Source organism: Streptomyces sp. NPDC006261, from assembly GCF_040613515.1.
Taxonomy (GTDB): domain Bacteria; phylum Actinomycetota; class Actinomycetes; order Streptomycetales; family Streptomycetaceae; genus Streptomyces.
Window position 1 is genome coordinate 17,340 of sequence record NZ_JBEXSI010000059.1, and the last position, 23,391, is coordinate 40,730.

The 23,391-nt window shown below is 69.9% G+C and carries 15 protein-coding genes; 10 read left to right on the plus strand and 5 right to left on the minus strand.

Annotated elements, in window-relative coordinates:
• The first annotated feature begins 80 nt into the window (after window positions 1–80).
• The 7 genes from ABZ154_RS28985 to ABZ154_RS29015 all read left to right on the plus strand — a co-directional run bounded on the left by ABZ154_RS28985 (window position 81) and on the right by ABZ154_RS29015 (window position 9,052).
• Window positions 81–1,238, plus strand: a complete 1,158-nt coding sequence (locus ABZ154_RS28985) for a transposase (RefSeq protein WP_356837328.1) — start codon at window positions 81–83, stop codon at window positions 1,236–1,238.
• Window positions 1,239–1,386: 148 nt separating this feature from the next.
• Entirely contained in the window at window positions 1,387–2,232 is an 846-nt protein-coding gene (locus ABZ154_RS28990; protein WP_356837329.1) for an AfsR/SARP family transcriptional regulator, read from the plus strand.
• A 256-nt stretch (window positions 2,233–2,488) separates the two neighbouring features.
• Window positions 2,489–3,667, plus strand: a complete 1,179-nt coding sequence (locus ABZ154_RS28995; protein WP_356837330.1) for an acyl-CoA dehydrogenase family protein — start codon at window positions 2,489–2,491, stop codon at window positions 3,665–3,667.
• A 96-nt stretch (window positions 3,668–3,763) separates the two neighbouring features.
• On the plus strand, window positions 3,764–4,663 hold the full coding sequence (locus ABZ154_RS29000) for an NAD(P)-binding domain-containing protein (RefSeq protein WP_356837331.1): 900 nt from the start codon (window positions 3,764–3,766) through the stop codon (window positions 4,661–4,663).
• A gap of 41 nt (window positions 4,664–4,704) precedes the next feature.
• Entirely contained in the window at window positions 4,705–6,156 is a 1,452-nt protein-coding gene (locus ABZ154_RS29005) for an NAD(P)/FAD-dependent oxidoreductase (RefSeq protein ID WP_356837332.1), read from the plus strand.
• A gap of 32 nt (window positions 6,157–6,188) precedes the next feature.
• On the plus strand, window positions 6,189–7,430 hold the full coding sequence (locus ABZ154_RS29010; protein ID WP_356837333.1) for a cytochrome P450: 1,242 nt from the start codon (window positions 6,189–6,191) through the stop codon (window positions 7,428–7,430).
• A 2-nt stretch (window positions 7,431–7,432) separates the two neighbouring features.
• The gene (locus tag ABZ154_RS29015) at window positions 7,433–9,052 is read left to right on the plus strand and encodes a GMC family oxidoreductase N-terminal domain-containing protein (protein WP_356837334.1); all 1,620 of its coding nucleotides are present in this window, start codon (window positions 7,433–7,435) and stop codon (window positions 9,050–9,052) included.
• A 188-nt stretch (window positions 9,053–9,240) separates the two neighbouring features.
• Here the strand turns inward: ABZ154_RS29015 and ABZ154_RS29020 are convergent, their stop codons facing one another.
• The 4 genes from ABZ154_RS29020 to ABZ154_RS29035 form a co-directional block, all read right to left on the minus strand.
• Entirely contained in the window at window positions 9,241–11,280 is a 2,040-nt protein-coding gene (locus ABZ154_RS29020) for a P-loop NTPase fold protein (protein WP_356837335.1), read from the minus strand.
• 1,122 nt (window positions 11,281–12,402) lie between these two features.
• Window positions 12,403–14,049: a pyruvate, phosphate dikinase gene (locus ABZ154_RS29025; protein WP_356837336.1), complete on the minus strand. Its 1,647-nt coding sequence runs from the start codon at window positions 14,047–14,049 to the stop codon at window positions 12,403–12,405.
• Window positions 14,050–14,126: 77 nt separating this feature from the next.
• Window positions 14,127–14,759, minus strand: coding sequence for a transcriptional regulator (locus tag ABZ154_RS29030; protein ID WP_356837337.1), 633 nt, complete (start codon window positions 14,757–14,759; stop codon window positions 14,127–14,129).
• A complete protein-coding gene (locus ABZ154_RS29035) occupies window positions 14,756–15,931 on the minus strand; it encodes a helix-turn-helix domain-containing protein (RefSeq protein WP_356837338.1) in 1,176 nt (391 codons plus the stop codon). Before ABZ154_RS29035 ends, ABZ154_RS29030 begins: the two co-directional genes overlap by 4 nt.
• 1,295 nt (window positions 15,932–17,226) lie before the next feature.
• On the opposite strand from ABZ154_RS29035, the gene ABZ154_RS29040 reads away from it, so the two are divergent.
• The gene (locus ABZ154_RS29040) at window positions 17,227–18,159 is read left to right on the plus strand and encodes a ParB/RepB/Spo0J family partition protein (protein WP_356837339.1); all 933 of its coding nucleotides are present in this window, start codon (window positions 17,227–17,229) and stop codon (window positions 18,157–18,159) included.
• A gap of 68 nt (window positions 18,160–18,227) precedes the next feature.
• On the opposite strand, the gene ABZ154_RS29045 is transcribed toward ABZ154_RS29040, so the two are convergent.
• On the minus strand, window positions 18,228–19,079 hold the full coding sequence (locus ABZ154_RS29045; RefSeq protein ID WP_356837340.1) for an alpha/beta fold hydrolase: 852 nt from the start codon (window positions 19,077–19,079) through the stop codon (window positions 18,228–18,230).
• 227 nt (window positions 19,080–19,306) lie between these two features.
• Here ABZ154_RS29045 and ABZ154_RS29050 point away from each other — a divergent pair, with 227 nt between their 5' ends.
• Both ABZ154_RS29050 and ABZ154_RS29055 read left to right on the plus strand, forming a co-directional pair.
• Window positions 19,307–20,377 carry a cytochrome P450 gene (locus ABZ154_RS29050; protein WP_356837341.1) on the plus strand — a complete coding sequence of 357 codons (1,071 nt, stop codon included), beginning with the start codon at window positions 19,307–19,309 and terminating at the stop codon, window positions 20,375–20,377.
• Between the two features lie 138 nt (window positions 20,378–20,515).
• Window positions 20,516–23,391 (plus strand): beta-ketoacyl synthase N-terminal-like domain-containing protein (locus ABZ154_RS29055; RefSeq protein WP_356837342.1); only part of this gene is annotated, 2,876 nt, incomplete at its 3' end.

Below are 23,391 nucleotides of genomic sequence, written 5' to 3' on the forward strand. Positions count from 1 at the left end.
CTTCCCTGGCGGGGGCGGGACCGAAAGGAGACCGAAGTGCGGCCGTGGCTGCGGTCGCCGTCCACATTTGGGGGGATGACATGGGCGGGAAAGCTTCTCATTCGGGCGTCGCGGGCACTCTGACGCCTCCGGCATCCGATCAGTTCTGCGGCGAGTTCGCCTCGCTGCTGTTCGCGTCCCTGCGCCGCAAGGAGCAGCGCTACAAGGCGGAGCAGTACGTCTGCGGCCTGCTCATGCGGCCGGGACGCAAGACGCTGCGCAATGTGGCCGCGCAGTTCGGTGGCGAGGCGGCACAGCAGAGCGTCCACCACTTCATCGCCTCCTCCCCGTGGGAGTGGATGCCGGTGCGCCGGGCCCTGGCGCGGTGTGTGCACGAGGCGTTCTCGCCGCTCGCCTGGGTGATCCGGCCGACGATGATCCCGAAGGCGGGCAACAGCACGATCGGTGTCGACGAGCATTACGTTCCGCGGCTCGGCCAGGCCGTCAACGGCCAGCACGCGGCCGGGGTCTGGCTCACCTCCGACCGCTCGGCCCTGCCCGTCGGCTGGCGTCTGCTCCTCTCCGAGCGCTGGATGGAGGCCCGTTCGCGGCGGCAGGCCGGTGTCCCCGAGGGCGCGGCCGCCGCCGACCTGGACGCCTGCGTCCGCGGAGCGGTGGACGATGTGGTGGAGACCCGGGAGGTGCCCCGCATTCCGGTCGTCGTCGACGCCGAGCTGGCCGACTCCGTCGGACTGGCCCGCCATCTGGCCACGCTCCAGCTGCCCTTCCTCGTACGGGTCGATCCGATGGAGCAACTGCGCCTGGATCCGAGCAGGTTGCCGCTGTACGGCGGGCGCGAGCGCACCGCCGGCGAGCTGGTGAAGACCCTGACCCACCTCCGGCGGGCGGTGAACCTCGGCGACGGCCCCACGCTGGCCGCCGCCATCCCCGTCGTCGGTCGGCACCGGCCCGCGATGCCGGGCGGCGGCGGACTGTTCCTGGTGGGCGAGTGGGCAGGGGACGGCCGCGCCGGCGGCAGGCTCTGGCTTACCGGGTCGCCGCCCTCCGCACTGCCGCAGGTGCTGGCGCTCACCCGCCTCCCGGCCGTGGTGAAGCGGGACTTCGACGCGATCTCGGAGAGTGTGGGGATGACCGACTTCGCCGGTCGGTCGTACCAGGGATGGCACCGGCACGTCACTCTGGCGTCGGTCGCCCACTGCATCGCTGCCTGGCCGATGCGCACCTCGGGTGCCGACTGACCTCGCGCGAACCTACTTACCGTCCGGTAACTTGACATTCTCGGGGCCTGGCCGCCCCGCGCGCCGGCATTTCTTTCTACCTTCGATACGCCACACCAACCCCCCTCGATGCACGCCGGGAACCGGCCAGGAAACAGGAGTGTGCGTAGTGCAGTTCAGTCTCATCGGACCCTTCGGCATAGTCACCGACGAGGGCGAGACCTTCGCTCCCAACGCACCCAAGCTCTGTCAGCTACTGGCGGTCCTCGCGCTGAGACCCCGAGAGCCGGTGGCGATGGGCACTCTGGTGAAGGAGCTCTGGGGCCAGGGGGCCCCGGCTGGGGCGGCCAGGACGCTGCAGACGCACATCTACCACGCGCGCCGGATGCTCGGCAGTCTCGGGATCGTCCCGCCGGAACGGCAGTTGCTGGTCACCCAGGCCCCCGGCTACCGCCTCGACGTCGCGGACGAGGAGGTGGACGTCTGCCGCTTCGAACGCCTGGTCCAGCAGGCCCAGGCGCGCCTCGACAGCGGTGACCCGCAGCGGGCCGCGGAGGGGCTGAAGGAGGCCCTGGCCCTGTGGCGCGGCCCCGCACTCAGCAACGTACCGGTCGGGGAGGTGCTGTGCGGCCAGGTGGCGCGGATCGACGAACTGCGCATACGGGCGATGGAGTTGCGTGCCGAGACCGAGCTCCGGCTCGGCAGGCACCGGGAGTTCCTCCCGGAGCTGCGGTCACTCGTCAGCAACCACCCGCTCCACGAGTGGCTCCACGGACAGCTCATCACCGCGCTCCACCGCTCCGGCCGCCGGGCCGAGGCGCTGGAGGCGTACCAGAACCTCTACCACATCCTCAAACGCGAACTGGGCCTCGTGCCCTCGCCGGAGCTGCAGCAGCTCCAGTCGCAGATCCTCGGCCAGTCCGGCCTCGAAGCGCCCGTGCCGCTGCGGCGGCGCGCCGACCGCCACCCGGGCGCCGTCATCGCTCCCGTGCACACCACCGCGATCGCCGGCTGACCGGCCCTCGCCACCGTCGCCCACCAGCCACCCAAGGGCAGTGGGCGGCCCGTTACCGCACGATGCGCAGCCGGTTCGGGACACCCCGTTAGCGTGCTCCCATACCCCTCCAGTGACGCGAAAGCGCTCACCAGGACCCCTCCAGGGCGCCGGCCGACGTCGTGCCGCCGGCCTTCCGAGACGCCCCGCCGGCGACCCGCGCCCTGCGCGGCACCCCGTCGCGACCTCATAACCCGGACCAGAACAAGGAGACGTGGTGACCACCGCAGCCTTCGACGCCAACGCCGTCGTGAACGCCGTCCAGGACATCCTTCCCAAGCTCCGCGAGAACGGCCGACAGGCCGAGGAACAGCGCTGGATCCCGCAGGAGAACATCGACCTGCTGGAGAAGAGCGGAGTGTTCCGCATCGCCACCCCGAGCCGGTTCGGCGGGCTCGACCTGCCGGTCGCCGAGCAGACGAAAATTCTGGCCGAGATCGCCCGCGGCTGTCCCTCCACCGGCTGGGTCGCCTCGGTCTGGGTCTCCAGCACCTGGCTGGCCACGCTCTTCTCCGACCGCGCCCAGGAGGAGGTCTTCGCCGACCCGTCCGTACGCGTCTCCGGCGGCTTCACCCCCACCGGCTCGCTCACGCCCACCGAGGGCGGCTACGTCCTCAACGGCTCCTGGCGCTTCAACACCGGCTGCCGCGGCGCCGACTGGAACATCGCCGCCACGGTCCTGGAGGGCCCCGACGGTACGCACACCGAGGTCATCGCGATCGTGCCGATGTCCGAGTTCACCATCGCCGACGACTGGCACACCTCCTCCGCCTCCGGCACCGGCAGCTCGACCAGCACCGCCGAGGACGTCTTCGTCCCCGCGCACCGCGTCGTCGACTTCGGCGAGGCGATCTGGAACGTCACCCCGGACCGCTCCAACACCGGTGCCAACGGCCGCAACTACGGGCTCTTCGCCTTCGTCATGGCCGAGACCGTGGCCACCTTCCTCGGCACCGCCCAAGGTGCTCTGGAGCTTTTCCTGGACCGCATCCCGGGCCGGGCCATCGCCTACACCTCCTGGGAGAACCAGGCGCTCCACCCGCTGACCCAGATCAACGTGGCGGAGGCGGCGAACAAGATCGCCGCGGCGAAGGGGCTGGAGGCCGGCTGGCTGAAGGTCCTCCAGGACCGCGCCGACGCCGGCGAGCAGCCGACGCTGGAGGAGAAGGCCGCCATCCGCGGCCAGGGCGCCTACGCCGTACAGCTCGCCAAGGAAGCCGTCGAGATCCTCTACCGGACCAGCGGCGCCTCGGTCATCCAGCGGAGCGTCCCGCTCCAGCGCTTCTTCCGTGACGTCGAGGGCTTCTCGCTCCACGGCTTCCTGCTGCTCAGCACCAACCTCGAACTGCACGGGCGGGTCCTGCTCGGCCTCGACCCCGAAACGCCTCTCCTGTAGCACCTCAGCCCGGCCCCGGCCGGGCGGCCCCTCCCCGTACCGACGCATCGACCACGCCCAGCCCCGCCGCACGGCTGAGCCGGAGGACTTCCGAGTATGAGCACCGACACCACCTCGCCCGCCCCCACGCCCGTCTCCGTGATCGGCCTCGGCATGATGGGCACCGCCCTGGCCGAAGCCTTCCTCGGCCAGGGCCACCCGACCACCGTGTGGAACCGGTCCTTTCAGAAGGCCGAACAGCTCGTCAGCCGGGGCGCGACGGGCGCCGACACCGTCGGCGCGGCCCTGACGGCCGGCCCGCTCGCGGTCGTCTGCCTCTCTACCGACGAGGCGGTGCACCAGGTCCTTGACCCCGAGGTCCAGAACCTCAAGGGCCGGGTGCTCGTCAACCTGACGTCCAGCACGCCCGAGGAGGCGCGCGCCACGGCCGCCTGGGCCGAGCAGCACGGCATCATGTACCTCGACGGTGCCATCATGGCGACCCCGCCGCTCGTCGGCCAGCCCCAGGCGCTGATCTTCTACGGGGGCTCCGCCCCGGCCTTCGAGGACCACCAGGAGACACTGCGGGTCCTGGGCGGCGCCGCCACCTACCTCGGCGACGACACCGGCCTGCCCTCCCTCTACGACGTGGCCCTGCTCGGCATTCTCTGGTCCACCGTCGCCGGCAACATTCAGGCCCTGGCCCTCCTCGGCACCGAAGGCGTCACGGCCGAGGCCTTCCTGCCGTACGCCACCGCCTGGCTCAACCACGTGGCCGTGCCGTACCTGCCGCGCCTCGCCGAAGAGGTGGACCGCCAGGACTACGCCACCGACGTCTCGACGCTCAACGTCAACAAGGAAGCCATCGCACACCTGGTGAGCGCCTCCCGCGCCCAGGGGGTCAGCCCCGATCTGGTGCTGCCTTTCCAGGCCCTCATCGAACGCCGGGTGGCGCGCGGCCACGGCTCCGACAGCCTCTCCAGCCTCATCGAGGAACTGCGTAACCCGTCCGCCTGAACCCACTCACCCGCACGAGCCAAGACCTCGAAGGAGAGACCGTGAGCCCCGAGAACCTCCCCGGCGACCCCGAGATACCCGCGGCCGAAGCCCCCGGCGCCGGACGCCGCACCGTACTGAGAGCCGCAGGCCTCACCGCCCTGCTCGGCGCCACCGGCGCCGCCGGCATCTCCCAGGCCACCGCCGCCGAACGCCGGAGCAAGAAGGCGGCGGGCGACCACGACGTCATCGTCATCGGCGCCGGCTTCGCCGGGGTCACCGCCGCGCGTGAGCTCCGCCGCAACGGGCTGCGGCCCCTCATCCTGGAAGCGCAGAACCGTATCGGCGGCCGCACCTACACCGCCGATTTCGCCGGCGAGCAGGTGGAGCTGGGCGGCGCCTGGTTCGAGGAGGGGCACCCGCACGCCTGGAAGGAACTGCTCCACTACAACCAGCAGCTCACCACCGACCAGGCGCCCGAGGTGGCCTTCTTCCCGGCCGAGGGTGGCTACCGGGCCTACAGCCCCGCCGAAGGGTTCGGCCGGCTGGCCGAGCTGGTCACGCCGGTCTTCGACGGCTCACGCGAGTACTTCCCGCGTCCGCTCGACCCGTTCGCCCGTGAGGACCTGGTGCGTCCGCTCGACCGGCTGACCCTGATCCAGCGGATCAACGAGCTGAACCTCTCGCCGGTGGACCACTCCTGGGTCACCGGCAACCTCGGCGGCCTCTCCGGCGGCTCGGCCCGCGGCTCGTTCACGCAGATGGCCCAGTGGTGGGCGCTGTCCGACTGGAACTTCGACAAGTTCTCCAGCGCCACCTCCTCCCGCCTCGTCCACGGCACGGCCGCCTTCCTCCAGGCCATGCTCGCCGACGCCGAGGCGGACCTGCGCCTCAACTCGCCCGTCACCAGGGTCGAGGACCGGGGCGGCCACGTCTGCGTCACCACCGGCAACGGCACGACCTACCGCGCCCGCGCGGTCGTGGTCGCCGTACCCGTCAACGTATGGAACCGCATCACCTTCGCCCCCGGCCTGCCCAAGGCCTACCGCACTCTCGCCGAGCAGACCGTCGCCGTCCCCGCCGCCAAGAAGATCTGGCTCCACATCCGCAGCGCCGAAGGCCTCTTCTACGCCGCCGGTGCGGAGGACGCGCCCGGCCTCGGTGACGTCATCCCGGTCCAGCGCCTCGGCGACGGCCACCTCGCCTTCGCGTTCAGCAGGGACCCCCGGCTCGGCATCTCCAACCGGCGGCAGATCCAGGAGTCGCTGCGCCGCTGGGCGCCGGACGCCGAGGTCCTCGCCGTCCGCGGCCACGACTGGGGCAACGACCCCTACGCGCGCGGCGGCTGGACGTACAAGCGTCCCGGCCAGCTGACCGGCGCGCTGCGCACTGTCCAGCGTCCGGTCGGCCGGCTCGCCTTCGCCGGCAGCGACATCGCCACCGGCTGGAGCGGCTGGGTCGACGGCGCGATCGAGTCCGGGCTGCGCGCCGCGGGCCAGGTCCTCGACCGGTGAACACCCAGCCGCGCGACCGTGCCGGAGAGCCGATGACCGAGCAGTCCACGCCGCTTCGGATCGACCCCAGCGGCAGCGACCTCCACGCCGAGAGCGACCGCCTGCGCGCGATCGGGCCCGTCGCCCGAGCCGAACTCCCCGGCGACGTGGCCGTCTGGATGGTGACGGACTCCGCAGTCGCCAAGAGCCTGCTGACCGACGACCGGGTCTCCAAGGACGCCTACCGGCACTGGCCCGCCTGGGAGAACGGCGAAGGCGAACTCGCCCGTACGTGGCCGCTGGCCTCCTGGGTCTCCGAACGCAGCATGATCAACACCTATGGCGGAGACCACCGGCGGCTGCGCAAGCTGATCGCCAAGGCGTTCACCGCCCGTCGCACCGCCGCCTTGGAACCGGCGGTCCGCACCCTCGTGAAGGAACTGCTGGACGAGGTCGCGGCCACCGAGCCCGGCCGGCCCCTCGACATCCGGGCCGCCTTCGCCTACCCGCTGGCGATCCGGGTGATCTGCGAACTCCTGGGCATCCCGGACGCCATGCGCGAGGCCCTCTTCCGCGTCGTCGCCGACATGTTCCGCACCTCCGCCACGCTGGAGGAGGTGCAGGCCAACGGCGAAGAAATGGTCGGCCTGATGACCGCGCTCATCGACCACAAACGACGGACGCCCGGCGACGACCTGGTCAGCGCGCTCATCACCGCCCGCGACGACGAGGAGAACTCCGGTCTGGACGAGACCGAACTCGTCGATATGATCCTGCTGATGATCGGCGCGGGCCACGAGACCACCGTCAACCTTCTCGACCACGCCATCCACTCGCTGCTCACCCATCCCGAGCAGCTGGCCCTCCTGAGGAGCGGCGAGGCGGCCTGGGACGACGCGATCGACGAGGCGCTGCGCCACCAGGCGCCGATCGCCAACCTGCCGATGCGCTTCGCCGTCGAGGACATCGAGGTGGGCGGAGTGACCATCGCTCAAGGTGACGCGCTGATCGTCTCCTACAGCGGGGTCGGCCGGGACCCGGCCGTCCACGGTGCCGACGCCCACGCCTTCGACCTCACGCGCACCACCCGCAACGACCACATCGCCTTCGGACATGGCGTGCACCGCTGCGTCGGAGCGCCGCTGGCCCGACTGGAGGCGTCGGTCGCCCTGCCCGAACTCTTCGGACGCTTCCCGGACATCGGTCTCGCCGTCACCTCGGACCGGCTCCAGCCGCTGGAGTCGTTCGTCTCCAACGGCCACCGCACGCTCCCGGTCCACCTGAAGCAGGCCTGACCATGGACGACGAACTCTTCGACTACGTGATCGTGGGCGCCGGATCGGCCGGCTCCGTGCTGGCCGCCCGGCTCACCGAGGACCCGGACGTGCGGGTGGCCCTGATCGAGGCCGGCGGACCCGACTCCGACCCGACGGTCCGCATCCCCAGCGCCTCACTCGCGCTGCTCGGAACGGATCTGGACTGGGGCTACCGCACGGTGCCCCAGCCCGGCCTCGGCGACCGCACCGTCGACTGGCCGCGCGGCAAGGTCCTGGGCGGCTCGTCGTCGGTCAACTTCCAGATGTGGATCCCGGGCTCGGCGGAGGACTACGACGCGTGGGGGAGCGTTGCCGGGCCCACCTGGTCCTGGCGCGCCGTCCGCCCGTACCTGCGCCGAGCCGAACGCTGGGCGGGTCCCGGAGCCGAGGGAACCACCTACGGCGGCGACGGCCCCCTCTGGATCTCGCCGCCCCGCGACCCCGACCCCACCACCCCGCATTTCCTGTGCGCCTGCGCCGAACTCGGCCTCGGCCCGCTCCCCGGCGGACTGGGCGGACCCCACCTTCACGGCAGCGCGCTCACCCCGCTCAACCAGCGCGACGGCGTCCGGTGGAGTTCCGCCGACGGCTACCTCCGTCCGGCCCTCGAACGCTCCAACCTCACGGTGTTCACCGGTGAGCAGGCCCGCCGCATCGTCCTGGAGAACGGCCGCGCGCGCGGCGTGGAGCTGTCCGCCCGCCGGCTCTCGGCCCGCCGTGAGGTGATCCTCAGCGCGGGCGCCATCGGCTCGCCGCACCTGCTGATGCTCTCCGGCATCGGCGACGGGCGGGACCTCGCGGCAGCGGGCGTCGAGCCGCGCGTCCACCTTCCCGGGGTGGGCCGCAACCTCCACGACCACGCCACGGTCGACGTCATCCGCCACGCGGTCACGCCCGTACGCCTGGCGCACTCGGACACCCCGGAGGCGGCGAAGCGGTACGAGGAGGACCGGCTCGGCCCGCTGACGTCCAACATCGCGGAGGCGGTCGGCTTCTTCCGCAGCGACGTCGGTGACGGTGATGGCGGCACCCACGGCAGCGACGGCCTCAACGGCTCCGGCGGACCTCCCGACCTGGAGGTCATCTGGGCCCCCATCGCCTTCCAGGGTGAGTCCCTGGCGGACGGTCTGACCATCGGCGTGGTCCTCCTGCAACCCGAGAGCCGGGGCGAGGTGACCCTCCAGGGCCCCGACCCGGAGACCCCGCCCCTGATCGACCCGGGTTACCTCTCCGCCGAGGCCGACCTCCACCGCCTCGCCGCCGGAGTCCGCTTCGCCGAACGCCTCTTCGCCACGGACGCCCTGCGGCCCCTGGCCGGCGGGGCCATGGCCCCGTGGACCGACGGCCTGGGCGAGGAGGCGCTGCACCAGCACATCCGGGACCACGCGGGAACGCTCTTCCACCCGGTCGGCACCTGCCGGATGGGCCTCGCGGACGACCTGGACGCGGTGGTCGACCCGGAGCTGCGGGTCCGTCAGGTCCAGAGCCTGCGGGTGGTGGACGCCTCCGTGATGCCACGCATCATCGGCGGCCACACCCACGCCCCGGCGGTCATGCTCGCCGAACGGGCCGCGGACCTGATCCGCAGCGCGTCCCACTGAAGGGCTGTGGTCGGACCGTACCTCGGACCATGGTCCGACGTACGGTCCGACCACAGCCCTTCACCCCTGAACCTGCGGGATCACGGCCCTCCCCCGCGCCGTGATCCCGCAGCCCCACCCGCCACCCGCCCGTGTCCCTGTCGCCGGGTTGTACCCGCGCAGCTTCGGAGATCATTTACGGAACAGTTTTATCCGTTCTCAGTGATTCTCGGTAGATCCCAAGTCTTGCGGAACTGGTGGAGAATGTGGCGCGAACCCGCCGGAGAAATTGCCAGCTCAAGGCGGGCTTCGGCCAGCCGTTGGAGTGCACCGTCGTACGCCACCGCGTCCAGGGATGGACGGTCCGGAAATTTTTCGCGGTCGACGAAGAAGGAGAGGAGCGTGAGGATGAAGTCGATATAGGCCCCGAGTTCGTCCCACATGCGCTGTGCGCTCTGCGGTGCAGATGCATCGAGAAGCGGAGCCGTCGCGTGCAGGAGATGGCCCAAAACCTCATGGTAATCGGCGACAAATGCAACATTGTGGCGTTCTTTCACCAGGACTGTGGTCGAACGGAGTTGCTCAAGTCGCGTATCCAGATGATCGCCCGCACTGAGCCTGGTCCGGAACGATGTGAGAGTCTCCTGTAATTCCTCCAGCAGAAGTTCGCGAGCAATGTCGGGTGCGCGCCATCCTGAGCTGGAACTCTCAGGGGAAAGGACAATGCGTCGCGTGCTGCGGATCAAGTCTCGAGTGATGCCTCCGGCCATGCAGTGAGCGAGAGTGACGAAGGGCAGCGTGAGTCCAGGAGCGCGGTGCTGCAATATGGCGTGGGACTCCTCCAGGGATTTTGGAGCCAGATGAACCACATCATCGAGGGAACTGTCCACTACGTTGCGGGTGGGGAGACCGCGACGAACAAAGTCCGCGCCGATGTCCTCGGCGACCGAGATCAGGAAATATACGTTGGGGATGCCGAAGATTGATTTGATATCGGTAAGCAGGGAACGCGCTTGATCTGCTGTTCCTAGACGGTCGATCTCGTCGATCAGGATGAAAACGCGGCGGCCGTTCCTTCTCTCGGCGAGGGCCATACGCTCAAGAAGGGAGCGAAAGTGCACCACCAATTCGGGCAGGGTGAGCGTACGCGACGAGAGAGTGTTGGTGCGGCCCAGGCCAAGGGTCACAGCAGGCAATGACGTGGAACCCGCCGTGGCGGCCACGCTGGTGCTCTGCACGGTCCGCAGAAGGTAAAGATAATTGACGCATTCCTTCACCAGGGGAGAAATGGGGCGTCTCCTCGTCAACGTCACCAACAAACCGATGCCCAGCATCGCCAAGAGCAGGCGCATCAACCAGGAGTGTGCGACCCAGGCCTGCACCACGGTGACAGAAATGTCATGCCAAAGATTTTCCAGCCACTGCGTGATGCCACCTTCCAGGGAGCTGTTCAATGTGGCGACCGCCGGACTCAACGCTATAGCGAGAAGGAGAACTGCCAGTAAGAGGCGTCCCCATATGGAGAGAGCCGTATAAAAGCGCCGCAAAAGATGCTTACGTAACGTGATCAGAAATAGGAAGGAAGAGTCGGTGGCTCTCCCGTGCAGAGTCAAAAACTCCTCGCACACACGTTGGAACAGGGTGAGTAAAAACTCTTGTGGTACGTATGCGGAGGGGATGTCTGCCGTGATCAGAAGGTCGCCGGCTGCTTCGTTGTGAGCCAGTTCCCTGAGGAGGGTGGATTTTCCTACGCCGCGTGGTCCTGATATGCCGATCGCTCCACCGGCCATCAAATTCAGCTTGTTGACCAAGTTGACTCCCTCCCGAGAGGGAACCATGTAGCGCAAGTCGTGAACCTCGACCAGGCCCAGAATGTTGTGCGTGATGAGCAGAGTTTCGTGCTCGTCGCCGAGCAGCTCTCTGAGCAGTCTTTTTAGCTGCCCTGAAAGGGCTGTGGGTAAGCTGTCCGTCCACCGTCGGCGAAAGAAGTTCACCTGCCAGTTCAGGATGACAAGATGGAGGAGAAAAACAAGCCGGAGCGGGGATCTGCTTCCCCACGAACCGAGTATCGCGTTCTCACGTTGCTCTACAGCGCTCTGGTAGTCATAGAACTCGCGCGTACCTGACGCGAGGACGTCGGCGACGACCTCGGTGGTAAGGAAGCGCGCGGTCAGATCTTTCAGCTCGGTCGGCTCGGTTGTGATCTCAGATGCGGTAGCGCGCCAATGCTTGACGTAAGCCCGGAGCATGGCATCGCGTATATGCAGCTGCCTGACGGCCGCTTCGTAGGCAGTGGAGTCCTCACTACGAGCCCACACAGCCGGCGCCGCATGCGCAGCCCTCAATGTCCCCCACCTGATTCCCTGTCGCCAGAAGCCGTTCCGCCTGCTCCCGATGCCGCCCTGGCCGCGACTGTAGCTCGGTTCACCCGAACGCGACGACGGCCACCTGGCGCGAACGCTTCAGGATGCTGAGGTGTGGTGGCCGGCCGGGCAGTGAGACACTCAGCTCGCTACGCTCGCGGACCTGCCCGGCCGGATGTTACGGCGGCGGTTACGGTCATCGCTCGTCGTGCGCCCGCGAGTCGCGCCCACGCGCCGCGCTGTGCGACTGCCTCTTCGTCGCGGCGGAGGGACGGCCCGAGGAGCCCGTCGTTCGTGCACGGCTGACCACAGGGAGCCCCGATGTTGCGGTACGCGTTCGCACCTCGTCGTCGCCTTGCCGCGGTGGTCGTGTGCCTGGCCGCGACCACCGCGGTGCCCGCGCCTTCCGCCGGCGCTGCGCCTGCCGCCGCACAGGGCACCAAGTCCGTGCAGTTGCTGTGGCCGAGGCATGGCCGGCCGATCCGCCGTTTCGCAGTGGCGTCCTCACGGTCGGTGGGGTGTACACCTCCACTGAACCGACCGGTACCAGTGTGTCCGTATCCTTCAACGCCCTGCAGATCGTGCCCCTGGCCATGCCTTCGGGCTCCGGCATTTCTGCCCTGCGGGCCGGGTGTGATCGACGCTTTCTGGCAGGTGGCGAGTTTTCCCAACGCCGACGTGCACAGCGGCTGGACCAACGTCTTCCTCACCTTCGACGGGCAGGACCTGTCGCCCCGGCAGCTCACTGCCTGAGACGGCCCGCCCCTCGGTCCTTCATGCACCGGCGGTTCAGCGGATCCAGCCGGCGGCATCGCCGATCAGATGTCCCGGAAGAGACCAGCCATGCGGTGAACTGCGCTGACGGCAGTGCTACGGCTCGCCCGCCGTTCGAGCGGAGGTGAGCCGGTGGATCAAGGGCCGGTCCGGATCCATCCAAACCGGCCCTTGATCATGTCCGGGAGAAGCCGGCGACCGGCGCCCTCGACCGACGCCTAAGGACGGTGACGATCATCTCCTCGTCCGGTCACCGCTGCCGCGCAGGACCGCCCGGGCCGCCGAGAGGCGCTCGGGCTCGTCGCGGTCCGCGGCCCCGCCGCCCGCGACATCGTCGGCCCAGGAGAGCAAGCGGTGCAGCTGCGGGTCGGTCGAGGCCGTGGCGACGCTGGGCTCGCCTACGACTACTTCGCCACCCGTGCCGTCGACGCCGATCAGGGTGCCCTCGGGCAGTCTCCGCCCGCCTGCCTGGACGCAACCGTCGACGGGGTCCACGGTGAGGCTCGCCGCACCCACGACGGCGGGTTTCCCCATCGACCGCGCCACGACGGCCGCATGACTGGTCGGGCCGCCGCGAGCGGTCACCACCCCGGCGGCGGCGGCCAGGCCGTGCATGTCGAGCGGGGAGGTCTCGGGGCGCACCAGGACGACCGGCCCTCCGGCGGCCATCCGCGCCGCGCTGTCGGCGGTGGTCGCCACCCGGCCGACGGCGACACCGGGGGAGGCGCCGAGCCCGCGGGTGAAGAGGTCACCGGGTTCGATCCCCGTGATGCGAGGCGTACGGGCCTGCGGGAGATGCTGCGGTGCCACGCGTAGCAGCGCCTCCTCGCGTGTGATCGTTCCCGCCTCGGCGAGGTCGACCGCTACCCGGACCGCGGCGCGCCCGACGAACTTTCCGGGGCGCACCTGAAGAATCCACAGTTCGCCCGCCTCGAAGGTGAACTCGACGTAGCACGCGTCGCGGTAGTGCTCCTCCAGCCGGGCCAGGGCGGACAGCAGGCCCGTCCACACCTCGGGTTCCCGGACGGCGAGTTCATCCAGGGGCTCGGTCAACGACGTACCCGAGACGACGTCTTCGCCCTGGCGTCCGAACAGGGCTTCACCGAAGGGGACGTGCTCGCCGGTGTTGGGATCACGGCTGAACGCGACGCCCGTCCCGCTGCGTCCGTCGCGGTTGCCGAACACCATCGCCTGTACGGTGACGGCGGTGCCCAGGTCGTGCGGGATGCCGTGCAGTTCGCGGTAGGTCTTCGCGCGCGGTGTGTTCCAGGACGAGAACACGGCAGCGACGGCCAGCTCCACCTGCCGGGTGGCGTCCTCGGGTACGGTGTCGCCGCTGCGGTCCGCGATGAGCCGCTCCACCTCCCCGATGGCGTCGGCGAGCCGGCTCGGATCGGGATCCTGCCCGGCGAGCGCCCGGTCGACGGCCGCCAGGCTTTCCGGGCCCACACCGGCGACCCCGGCGGCGAAGCTGGTCAGGAACCTCAGCCGGGAGTCGAGTGCGAAACGCAGGTCGCCCGTCTCGTCGGCGAGCGCGGCGGTCGCCCCGGTGGTGAGCCCGAGGTTGAGCACGGTGCTCATCATGCCGGGCATCGACACGCTGCCCCCGGAGCGGACCGACACCGCGAGCGGCCGCTGCGGACCGCCGAGCCGGCGGTGCGTGGCCGCCTCCAGTCCGGCGACGGCATCGGCCAGTTGGGCGTCGAGACCGCTGGGCAGCTCCCCGGTACGGAGGAAGGCGCGGCACGCCTGCGTGGTGATGACGAAGCCCGGCGGCACGGGCAGCCCCAGTCGCTGGAGCACGACGAGGCCGTAGGCTTTTCCGCCGAGGACCTCCGCCGTCTCCTCGACCTCGGCCGAGAGCGTATGGATCCAGATCATCGGGTAGTCATCTCTGCGTCGCCTTCGCTGGTTCGGCTACGGGGCCTGAGGCCCGCGCGGGGTGGCGGTACTCGGAGTCAGTGGCGCGGGAGACCGAGGGTGGCCAGAAGGTCCTCGTGCAGCTGGAACCAGACGGTGTGGTAAGAGGAGGTGCTGTCCGTCACGTACTCCAGGGAGCCGGCCCTCGCCCGGGTGAGGGCGTCGGCGAGCCGGACAGGGTAGCGCTGGAAGCGGAGCAGAACGCCGGACAGCTCGGCGCACAGGGGCTCGGCGCGCTGGTGGAACTCCGTGAACCGGTCGAGGACCCGGGCGTCGTACGCGGAGTCACTGTGGTCGTTCATCGTCATGGTGCCGTCCGCGGCGCGGGTCTGCCACGCCGTGCAGAGGTCGAGCAGCTCGGGGTTGAGCACCAGGAACCGATCGAACACCGCAGTCACCCGCTCCCGGGCTCCGGCCGCCGTCAGCTCCTCGGCGATCCGCTCGGCGTCCGCGGCCCGGCCCTCCTCCGAGAGGCCCCAGCCGCCGAAGTCGCCGGACGCATGGGTGACGAGCCCGGCCACGGCGAGGTCGATCAGTTCCGATTCGACGTCGGACTCGGGGAGTCCGGACGCCCTTGCCACTCCGGAGAGGCCGGAGAAGCCGATGCAGCGCAGAGTGTGGAGCACCAGCAGGTCGGTGCTGGTCGCGTAGGACGAAACGGGCTGGGTCATGGTGCGGCCCCATCAGGTGTGGTGTCGGAGACAGCTGCGGTCGTGAGATCGAAGGTGGCCGCTCCATGAGCGGCACCGGGTCCTTGGGCTCGGGTGACGATCGCGCCGCGCCGCACCCGTACCGCGTACTCGGTGGTGTCGTCGGCGTCCGGTACGCCGACGGCGGACGCCAGCAGACCGCGCTCGTCGAGGATCAGGCGGAGGCGCGGCCAGGCACCGGGCTCGAACACGCGCCGCAGGCACCGGGCGAAGTCACCGGCCCTCAGCTGGACGAGGCGGCCGGTCTCGGCCGGGTCGGCCGTCGTGACGACCACGGTGACGAGGTCGCCGGCGCGTGCGGCGCGGACGGCCTCCTCGGCGGCTTTGAGACGGCTGGTGCCGAGGAGTGTGATCACCCCGTCCTCGGTGAAGGTCACCGGACGGTGTGTGATGAGGTCCTGCATCTCCCGTGGCGGGGACCAGGGGTCGTGGCAGGCGCCGGCCGGCGGGACGTAGGGCAGATGCGGCGGGTTCCAGGTGTCGGCGAGGGTGAGGCCGCCCAGATGCGCGCAGGCCTGAACGATGTCGAAGGGGTCGCCGAGGCCGAGTGCCGGATACGCCGAGGGACCCGCACCGTCCAGCAGTCTCATGACCAGCTGGGCCCGTCGGACCTGCCGCCCGGACTGTGCGCCGCCGGGTGCCAGCGACTCGAGCGCGAGTGCGAGCAGCAGCGCCTCCAGGTGAGTCACCTGTCCGAACGCGTTGCGGATCGGCTCGTCATCGAGCAGCGCGGCCGACGAGCGCAGACGCATCCGGTCGGGCGAGGAAGTGTCGCCGGCCAGAGGCATGCGTTCGAGCCAGGCCCGGGCGAACGCGCCCAATGCGTCTGCGACGGACGCCGCGGGCGGCTGAGCCGCTCCGGTGGCGCCGCGCTCGGCAACGGCCTTCCGCCCGGCTGCGGCCCGGCGCTCGGCCGTGGCACTGTGCTCGACCATGTCGATCAGTACTGCCAGATAGAGAGCGCGTTTGCTCGGAAAGTTCGAGTACACCGCGCCACGTGTCAGTTCGGCCCGCTCGGCGATCTCGTCCACCTTCGCCGCCGCGTATCCGCGCTCGGTGAACTCCGCCTGAGCCGCGGCGAGTACAGCCGCGCGTGTGCGCTCCTGCTGCTGAGCCCGGGTCAATCGCACCATCCGCGACTCCTCTCCGTCCGATCGTCCGCTGTTCGGAAGGAAAATATACACGGAGCATCCCGATGGTGGGAGCATCCGAGTTGCGGCGAAGACGAGTCGGGGTTGGCGTCATTACCGGCGCCGCCGAACGGCGGGGCCCTTGGTGCGAGGCCGCCGAGGGCCGCCGGACGTGCCGTCGGAAGTCCCGGGGCAGGACCTGCCCATGGTGCGGTGGCCCTGCTTTCTCTATGTTCTCCCAGACTCCTCCATTCCGTAGGCGCCGGCCGTCGCGCAATGCACCAAGGAAATCCTTGCCCGAATCCCCGGGAACTGAGATTCTCGGTTAATGGTCGCACCCTATGAATTTCTCAGCCGTGACGAGATCGAAGATGTTGCCAACTGTGCTGCTCTCGGGGCGTATGAGCCGCGTAGACGTCACGTTTTCGGGCTCTCTTTCATGGCGGTAGCGCCAGGAATTTCGCTGATGGTGTGCGGCATAGCCTTCCGGCTGACCCGTCGGCGTTTGCTGCACCGGCTCCGACGGGCCCATGGAGGTGCCGCGTTCGACTGGCCGGGCCTGCTCGCCGAGGTGCGCCATCGCGATCGGAACACCTCCTTCCGCACGCGGTGACCGTGCGTTTCGTCCCCTGGGGCCGCTCCGGCAGCGGCCCGGTCCAACGACCATCATCGCCGCGTCGCCCGTGCGGCGCCAGGCTTCAGCGCTGTCGGCGTACGAGGAAATGACCAGCCCGCGGCAGTGCTGACGAATGCGCTGTACAGGTTCTTCATCTTGACAGACAACGATCAAAAGCGATGAAATTTTCTCAGTGTCACGGTGCTCCGTGCTCGAAGAGGCGAGCAAGGAATCTACCGGACGAGGATTATCTGCCACGGGGGGGTGATGTTTCTGTGCGACGGCTGTGCGGTCTGCGCCCATTTCCCCGCCACCACCCCGGCCGTCGTCCCCTTTTCTCATCAGATTTGTCCGCGTCGATATGACGCCGAAAAGCCATGGAGAAATCCTATCGGCGCGCCCGCGCGGCGCGTCTGCCGTTTTCGCCGGTCAGGCGCGGCGAGCCGCCGAGCCACACCGGAAGCACCCACCCGCAGCAGCCCTTCCGGCTGTTCCATTCCTCCGACGCACGATCGCCCTCCCGCCCTCAACCCGCACCCGAGGTGATTGATCAATGATCGGTAGATTGAAAGCCCCCGCCGCGCGTACGCCGGAGGGCTCCGGCTGCAACGTGCCGGGAGGAGACACCGGGACGGGAACCTCCTCGGCCACGGGAGGTGCTCAGTTAGCGGCCGCCGAGTACGTGTCCGTCGCAGCCCTTACGGCCTTCGACGGCCCGCGATCCGGCAAGGAGGACGAGGAGCACGTCGAACTACTGGCGACGCTGCAGGCACGCCTCCCGCCCATCCTCGTGCATCGTCTCACGATGCGCGTCATCGACGGTGCGCACCGGCTGCGCGCCGCGGTCGTGCGCGGCGACGACCGGATCATGGTCCGCTATTTCGACGGCTCGGAGGCGGACGCCTTCGTGCTGGCGGTCCGGCTGAACAGCGAACACGGACTACCTCTGTCGCTCTCCGACCGGAAGGCCGCGGCGGCCCGGATCATCGTGTCGCACACCCAGTGGTCCGACCGCCGGATCGCCGAGGTCGTGGGGCTGGCAGCCAACACGGTGGGGGCGATACGCCAGCGTTCGACTGCGCAAAATGAGCATCCGAACGCCAGCGTCGGCCGGGACGGACGGATGCGCCCCCGCAACGGAGCCGAGGGACGGCTGCGCGCCGGGGAGCTGATGAGGGCGAACCCGGCCGCCTCGCTGCGGGAGATCGCCAGGCTCGCCGGGATCTCCGCGGCCACGGCCAGTGACGTCCGCGCCCGGCTCAACCGTGGTGACCCCCTGGTCACGCCGCAACAGCAACAGGCCGGCGGCCGCGAGAGCCCGTCGAGACCGGCGGCCCCGCGCTCCTTCGGGCCGGGCCGCCCGGACAGCGACGTCCTTCTGGTGAGCCTGAGCAAAGACCCCTCACTGCGACTCACCATGGCGGGCAAGGTCCTGCTGCGCGCCCTGCGGGTCTGTGCTGTCGACGCCGACGGGTGGTCCCGGATCGTGGACGCCGTGCCGCCCCACCGCCAGGAGGTCGTGGCCCGACTCGCCCGTGAGTGCGCCAACACGTGGCAGCTCCTGGCGGACCGGCTGGCGGAACGTACGGCCGAGGGATCGACCGAGGCCGGCTGAAGCGGAACTCGGGGGACGCACGCCGGGACCGGACGCCCGGCCCGCGTCCCGGCCCGTCGGTGGGCGCGTCAGGGAGCGTCGAGGAACGAGCGGACATCCTGGACGAACTCCGGGGCGGCCAGGATGTTGTGGCCCCGCCGCGGATACCGCACCAGCCGGGCGCCGGGTATGCCGACGCCGGTCCGGTCGAACATCTCCGGCGGCCGCAAGTGGTCTCGGCCACCGCACAGCACCAGGGTGGGCGCCGTCACCTCGGCCAGCCGGTCCCGGACGTCGAAGGAGTCCTCGGCCAGCAGCATCGCCGACATGTCCGAAGGATCCGGCGGCGGTGGATTCAGGCGCCCGGCGAGCCACAGGGGGGCCACCAGCAGCCGTTGCAGCACGGGGTTGCGGGTGATGCCGGGGGCGGCCCGGTGCATGCCGGAGCGGCCGCGTCCGGCTGCCGCGACCATGTCCCGGTGGAAGCGCCTGCCGACCGGCCCCAGCGCGTACGCGGTACTGGCCAGGACCAACCGGTCCACCACCTCGGGGTGGTCGACGGCCAGTTGGAGGGCGATCGAGCCACCGGTCGCGTGCCCCAGGACGGGGACGGGGCCCGCGAACCGTGTGCGCAGCGCCTCGGCATGCTCGGCGGCCACATCCGCCATCGTCATGCCGACCGTCATGCCCGGGCGCCGGTTGGTCCAGAAGACCTCGTACCCCGCGGCGACGAACGGAGCCACCAGCCGGGCCGCTCTGCTGCGCTGCGGCCCGGGCGGCGGCACCGTGTGCGTCATCGTGAATCCCGGCAGATAGACCAGCGGCTTTCCGGAGCCGAAGGCCAGGTGGGGCAGCCCGGTACTGAACGTTCCCTGTTTGAGCGAGAATTCCATGGAAACCCTCTCGTCCTTGTTCCGGCGTTCCCGATCGTCCGTGGTCACATCTCAGGTGTGCGGCTACGCTGACGTTCGGACCGGGGGCGCCGAATATCGCACGAACGAGGCGAGTTGGTCATCGGATCGATTTGTCCGGCCGGTTTTCGAAAAGAGGCGAGGTGTCGGGGTTGTCCGCCGTACTGCATCTGCATCAGCTGGGTCCGTTACCGCAATTCATGGCAGGCGCTTCGACTGATCCGGTAAAACGCATACGAACGCCGCCCGGTGACGCGATGTGGTTGGTGAGCGACTACGCCCTGGGCCGCCTGGTGCTGTCCGACCGGCGGTTCAGCAGGGCCGCCGCGGTGGTCCCCGGTGCGCCGCGGCTGAACTCGGCGGCGCCCTCCCCGACCTCGATGATGAGTCTGGACGGCACCGACCACGCCCGGTTGCGCAGGATCGTCGTCGCGGCCTTCACCACGGGGAAGGTGTCCGCGATGGCCCCGCTGGTGCGGCGGACCGCGACGGACCTTCTGGAAGGCATGAGCCGCGGCGGCGGCTCCGCCGACCTGGTGGCTTCGTTCGCCGAACCCCTCCCGGTGGCCGTGCTGGGCGCCCTGCTCGGGGTGCCCGTCGAGGACCGGGAGATCTTCGACTCCTCCGTGGAGGTGCTGTTCGACATCACCGCCAGCAGCGATCTGGAGAAGAGCAGGCAGCAGCTCCTGCTGGTCGACTACATGTCCACCCTCATCGACCGCAAGCGGCTGCGGGACGACGACGACCTGCTGACCGACCTCATCCGGGCCCACGACGGCGACGCCCTGTCCAAGGCCGAACTCGTCAGTCTCGGCCTTGCACTGCTCACCGCCGGCTACGAGACGACGGTGGGACAGATCAGCCTCGCCGCCCTGGCGATACTCCAAGGTGGAGTTCCCCGGGAATGGGTCAAGGACGAGAAGAGGGTCGACGCCCTGGTCGAAGAATTGCTGCGCGCCACTCCATCGACGGCCCTCAGTTTCCCGCGAGTGGCCCTTGAGGATATCGAAATCGGCGGTATCAGTGTTCGTGCGGGGGAGGCGGTCGTGGTCTCCCTGCTGCATGGAAACCGCGACGGCAGCGCATTCACCGAACCTGAATTCCTGCGGGATGACCGGTCGGGCGCCCACCTCACCTTCGGGCACGGAATACACCGCTGTCTCGGAGCGCCACTGGCGAGGTTGCAGGTGCGCTCGGCGCTGCTGCAGTTGTTCGCGTTCTTCCCGGAACTGCGACTGGCGGAGGACGAGTCCCCGGCGCGCGCCGCCGTGGTGTGGAAGGACGGGCTGATCACGCGTGGGCTGAGCTCGCTGCGCGTGACCTGGTGAGTCAGCGCCGGGGCGCCCGCGCCCGATCCGGAGGGCCGGCGGGGCCGGTGGGCGGTTCGTGAGGGGCTGATGGCTCCGGAAGACCGGGAAAACCAAGGCAGGCAGTACCGGAGTGACCAGAAGGGGCGGGGAACGACCGTGGCAGCACATGGGGTGGACGGCATCGCAGGCGCGGGAGCGACGGGGGGCGAGGCGATCGCGATCGTCGGCCTGGCGTGCCGCTTCCCGCAGGCCCCCTCGCCGGGCGACTACTGGCGTCTGCTGCGGGAGGGCCGCTCCGCCATCACCCGCTCGCCCGCGACCGGCAGGCACGAGGGCACACACCTCGACCGGGACCGGTTCGACGCCGGCTTCTTCGGCATATCCCCGCGCGAGGCGAACGCCATGGACCCGCAGCAGCGGCTGACGCTGGAGGTGAGCTGGGAGGCCCTGGAGTCCGCCGGACTGCTCCCCGCCGACCTGCACGGCAGCGACACCGGGGTCTTCCTCGGAGTCTCGTCCGGTGACTACGACGGTGTCATCCGGCGCGACGGCGCGGCGCCGCTCACCCACCACGCCATGACGGGGACCCACCGCAGCATCATCGCCAACCGGGTCTCGTACGCCCTCGATCTGCGCGGTCCGAGCATCACCGTCGACACGGGACAGGCGTCCTCACTGGTGGCCGTGCACCTGGCCTGCACCAGCCTGCGCGCCGGAGAATCGTCCCTGGCCCTCGTCGGCGGTGTCCAGTTGAACAGCACCGAGGCGGGCGCAGAGGTGGCCGCCGCCTTCGGCGGGCTGTCCCCGGACGGTCGCAGCCGTGCCTTCGACGCCCGGGCCAACGGCTTCGTCCGAGGGGAGGGGGCCGGCCTCGTGGTGCTCAAACCGCTGGCCCGGGCGCTCGCCGACGGCGACCGCGTCCACGCGGTGATCAGAGGCAGCGCCGTCAACCACGGTGGTAGGGGTGAGGGCCTGACGGTGCCCGGCGCGGCAGCGCAGTCCGACGTCCTGCGGGCGGCCCACCGTCAGGCCGGGGTCGCGCCCGAGGACGTGCAGTACGTCGAACTCCACGGCACCGGGACGAAGGTGGGCGACCCGATCGAGGCCGAGGCCCTCGGCGCGGTGTTCGGTGCGGACCGGCGAGGCCGCGATCTGCTCCGGGTGGGCTCGGTCAAGACCAACATCGGCCACCTGGAGGCGGCAGCCGGTATCGCCGGACTCATCAAAACCACCCTCGCGCTGACCCACGGCGTCATACCGGCGAGCCTCAACTTCGAGACGCCCAACCCCGAGATCGACCTCGACGGGCTTGGCCTGCGGGTGCAGACACGGGCGGAGGACTGGCCGGCAGTGGAGGGCGCGAGCCGGACGGCGGGCGTCTCCTCGTTCAGCATGGGAGGTACCAACTGCCACCTCGTGGTGACGGCCACACCCCGGCTCCCGTCCGGCGCCACAGCCCTCCCGGGCCCGTCGACCGACGACGCCGTCGCGCACCGTCCGGTCCCCGCCCCGGTGCCGTGGGTGCTGTCGGGACGCGGCGCGCAGGCCCTGCGGGACCAGGCACGGCGGCTGCGGAACCATGTGGTGGCGAACCCGTCCCACACGATCGCGGACATCGGCTACTCGCTGGCCACCACCCGAACGGCTTTCGCCCACCGGGCGGTGGTACTCGCCGCGGACCGGGCGGACTTCGTCATGGCCCTCGACGCGTTGGCCCTCGGCCCGGACCTGGCCACGGACCCGAGCATGGGCGCGGGAGCGGACGAGGGCTCGGTCGTGTTCGTCACGGACGATCTCGTACCGGAGGCGAAGCCCCTGACGCTCGTCTTCCCCGGCACTGTCGGCGCGTGCCTCGACGCCGGGCGCGAACTCATCGTCAGCTCAAGGGAGTTCAAGGCGGAGCTGGCCGAGTGCGACCGGATGTTCGCGCCGTGCGGACTGGGATCCGCCGCCGATCTCCTGCGCTCCACCGCAACCGATGAGCCGGCGTCGGGGACGGCGCAGGCGTGCGCCTTCACCGTCATGGTGGCGCTCGCCGCGGTCTGGCGGGCGTACGGAGTCAGGCCGGACGCGGTGAGCGCCGGGCCGGGGCCCGGCGCAGTCGCCGCCGCGATCGTCCGGGGCCTGCTGACGCCCGAGGAGGGTGCTCGCCTCGTGAGGACGGACGGTGTGCCGCCGGGGCACGAGGAGCTCACCGGACCTGCTGCCGCAGACACCGTGTGGCTGGACGCGACGGGTCGGCTCGGTGTCCGCACTCCGGGCATCGGGACTTGGGCCGCCCCGCAGGCGGCGGCGCCGGGGCAGTGCTTCGCGGCGGTTGTCGGACAGCTGTACGTGCGGGGCGTACCGGTCGACTGGAGCCCCGCCTTCGCCGGGGCACGGCCCCGGACCGTCGAACTGCCCACGTACGCCTTCCAGCGCGAGTCCTACTGGTGGCCGGCGGCGGCCGCCGAACCGGCGTCCGCACCGCTCAGCCGCTCCCGCGCGTCTGCCGAGCAGACCGTCTTCTCCGTCGTCCGTGAAGTGCTGGGTGGTGAGTTCGACGGGCGGGTGGCCCTGCGGGACCTGGGCTTCGACTCCCTGATGATGGGGGCACTGCGGGACAGGCTGTGCGAGGTGACGGGCGTGGACCTTCCGTCGACGGCGGTTTTCGATCACCCGACGCCGGAGGCTCTGAGTGAACTGCTGACCACTTTGCAGGAGGATTCTGCGGAGGACCCCCAGGACGAGTCCCCGGCTCGTTCGGCGACTTCATCCGAAACTCCGGGTGCCGATTCAGCGCGCATTCCCGCCAGGCATTCCCAGAAATCTCCGACGGGTGATCCTGTGGTGATTGTGGGGATGGCTTGTCGTTTTCCGGGTGGGGTGGTTTCGCCTGAGGGTTTGTGGGATGTGGTGGTGTCGGGTGGGGATGTGGTGTCGGGTTTTCCGGTGGATCGGGGGTGGGGTGCTGGGGTGTTGTCGGGTGAGGTGTGTGGGGTGCGTGAGGGGGGTTTTGTTGAGGGTGTGGGGTTGTTCGATGCGGGGTTCTT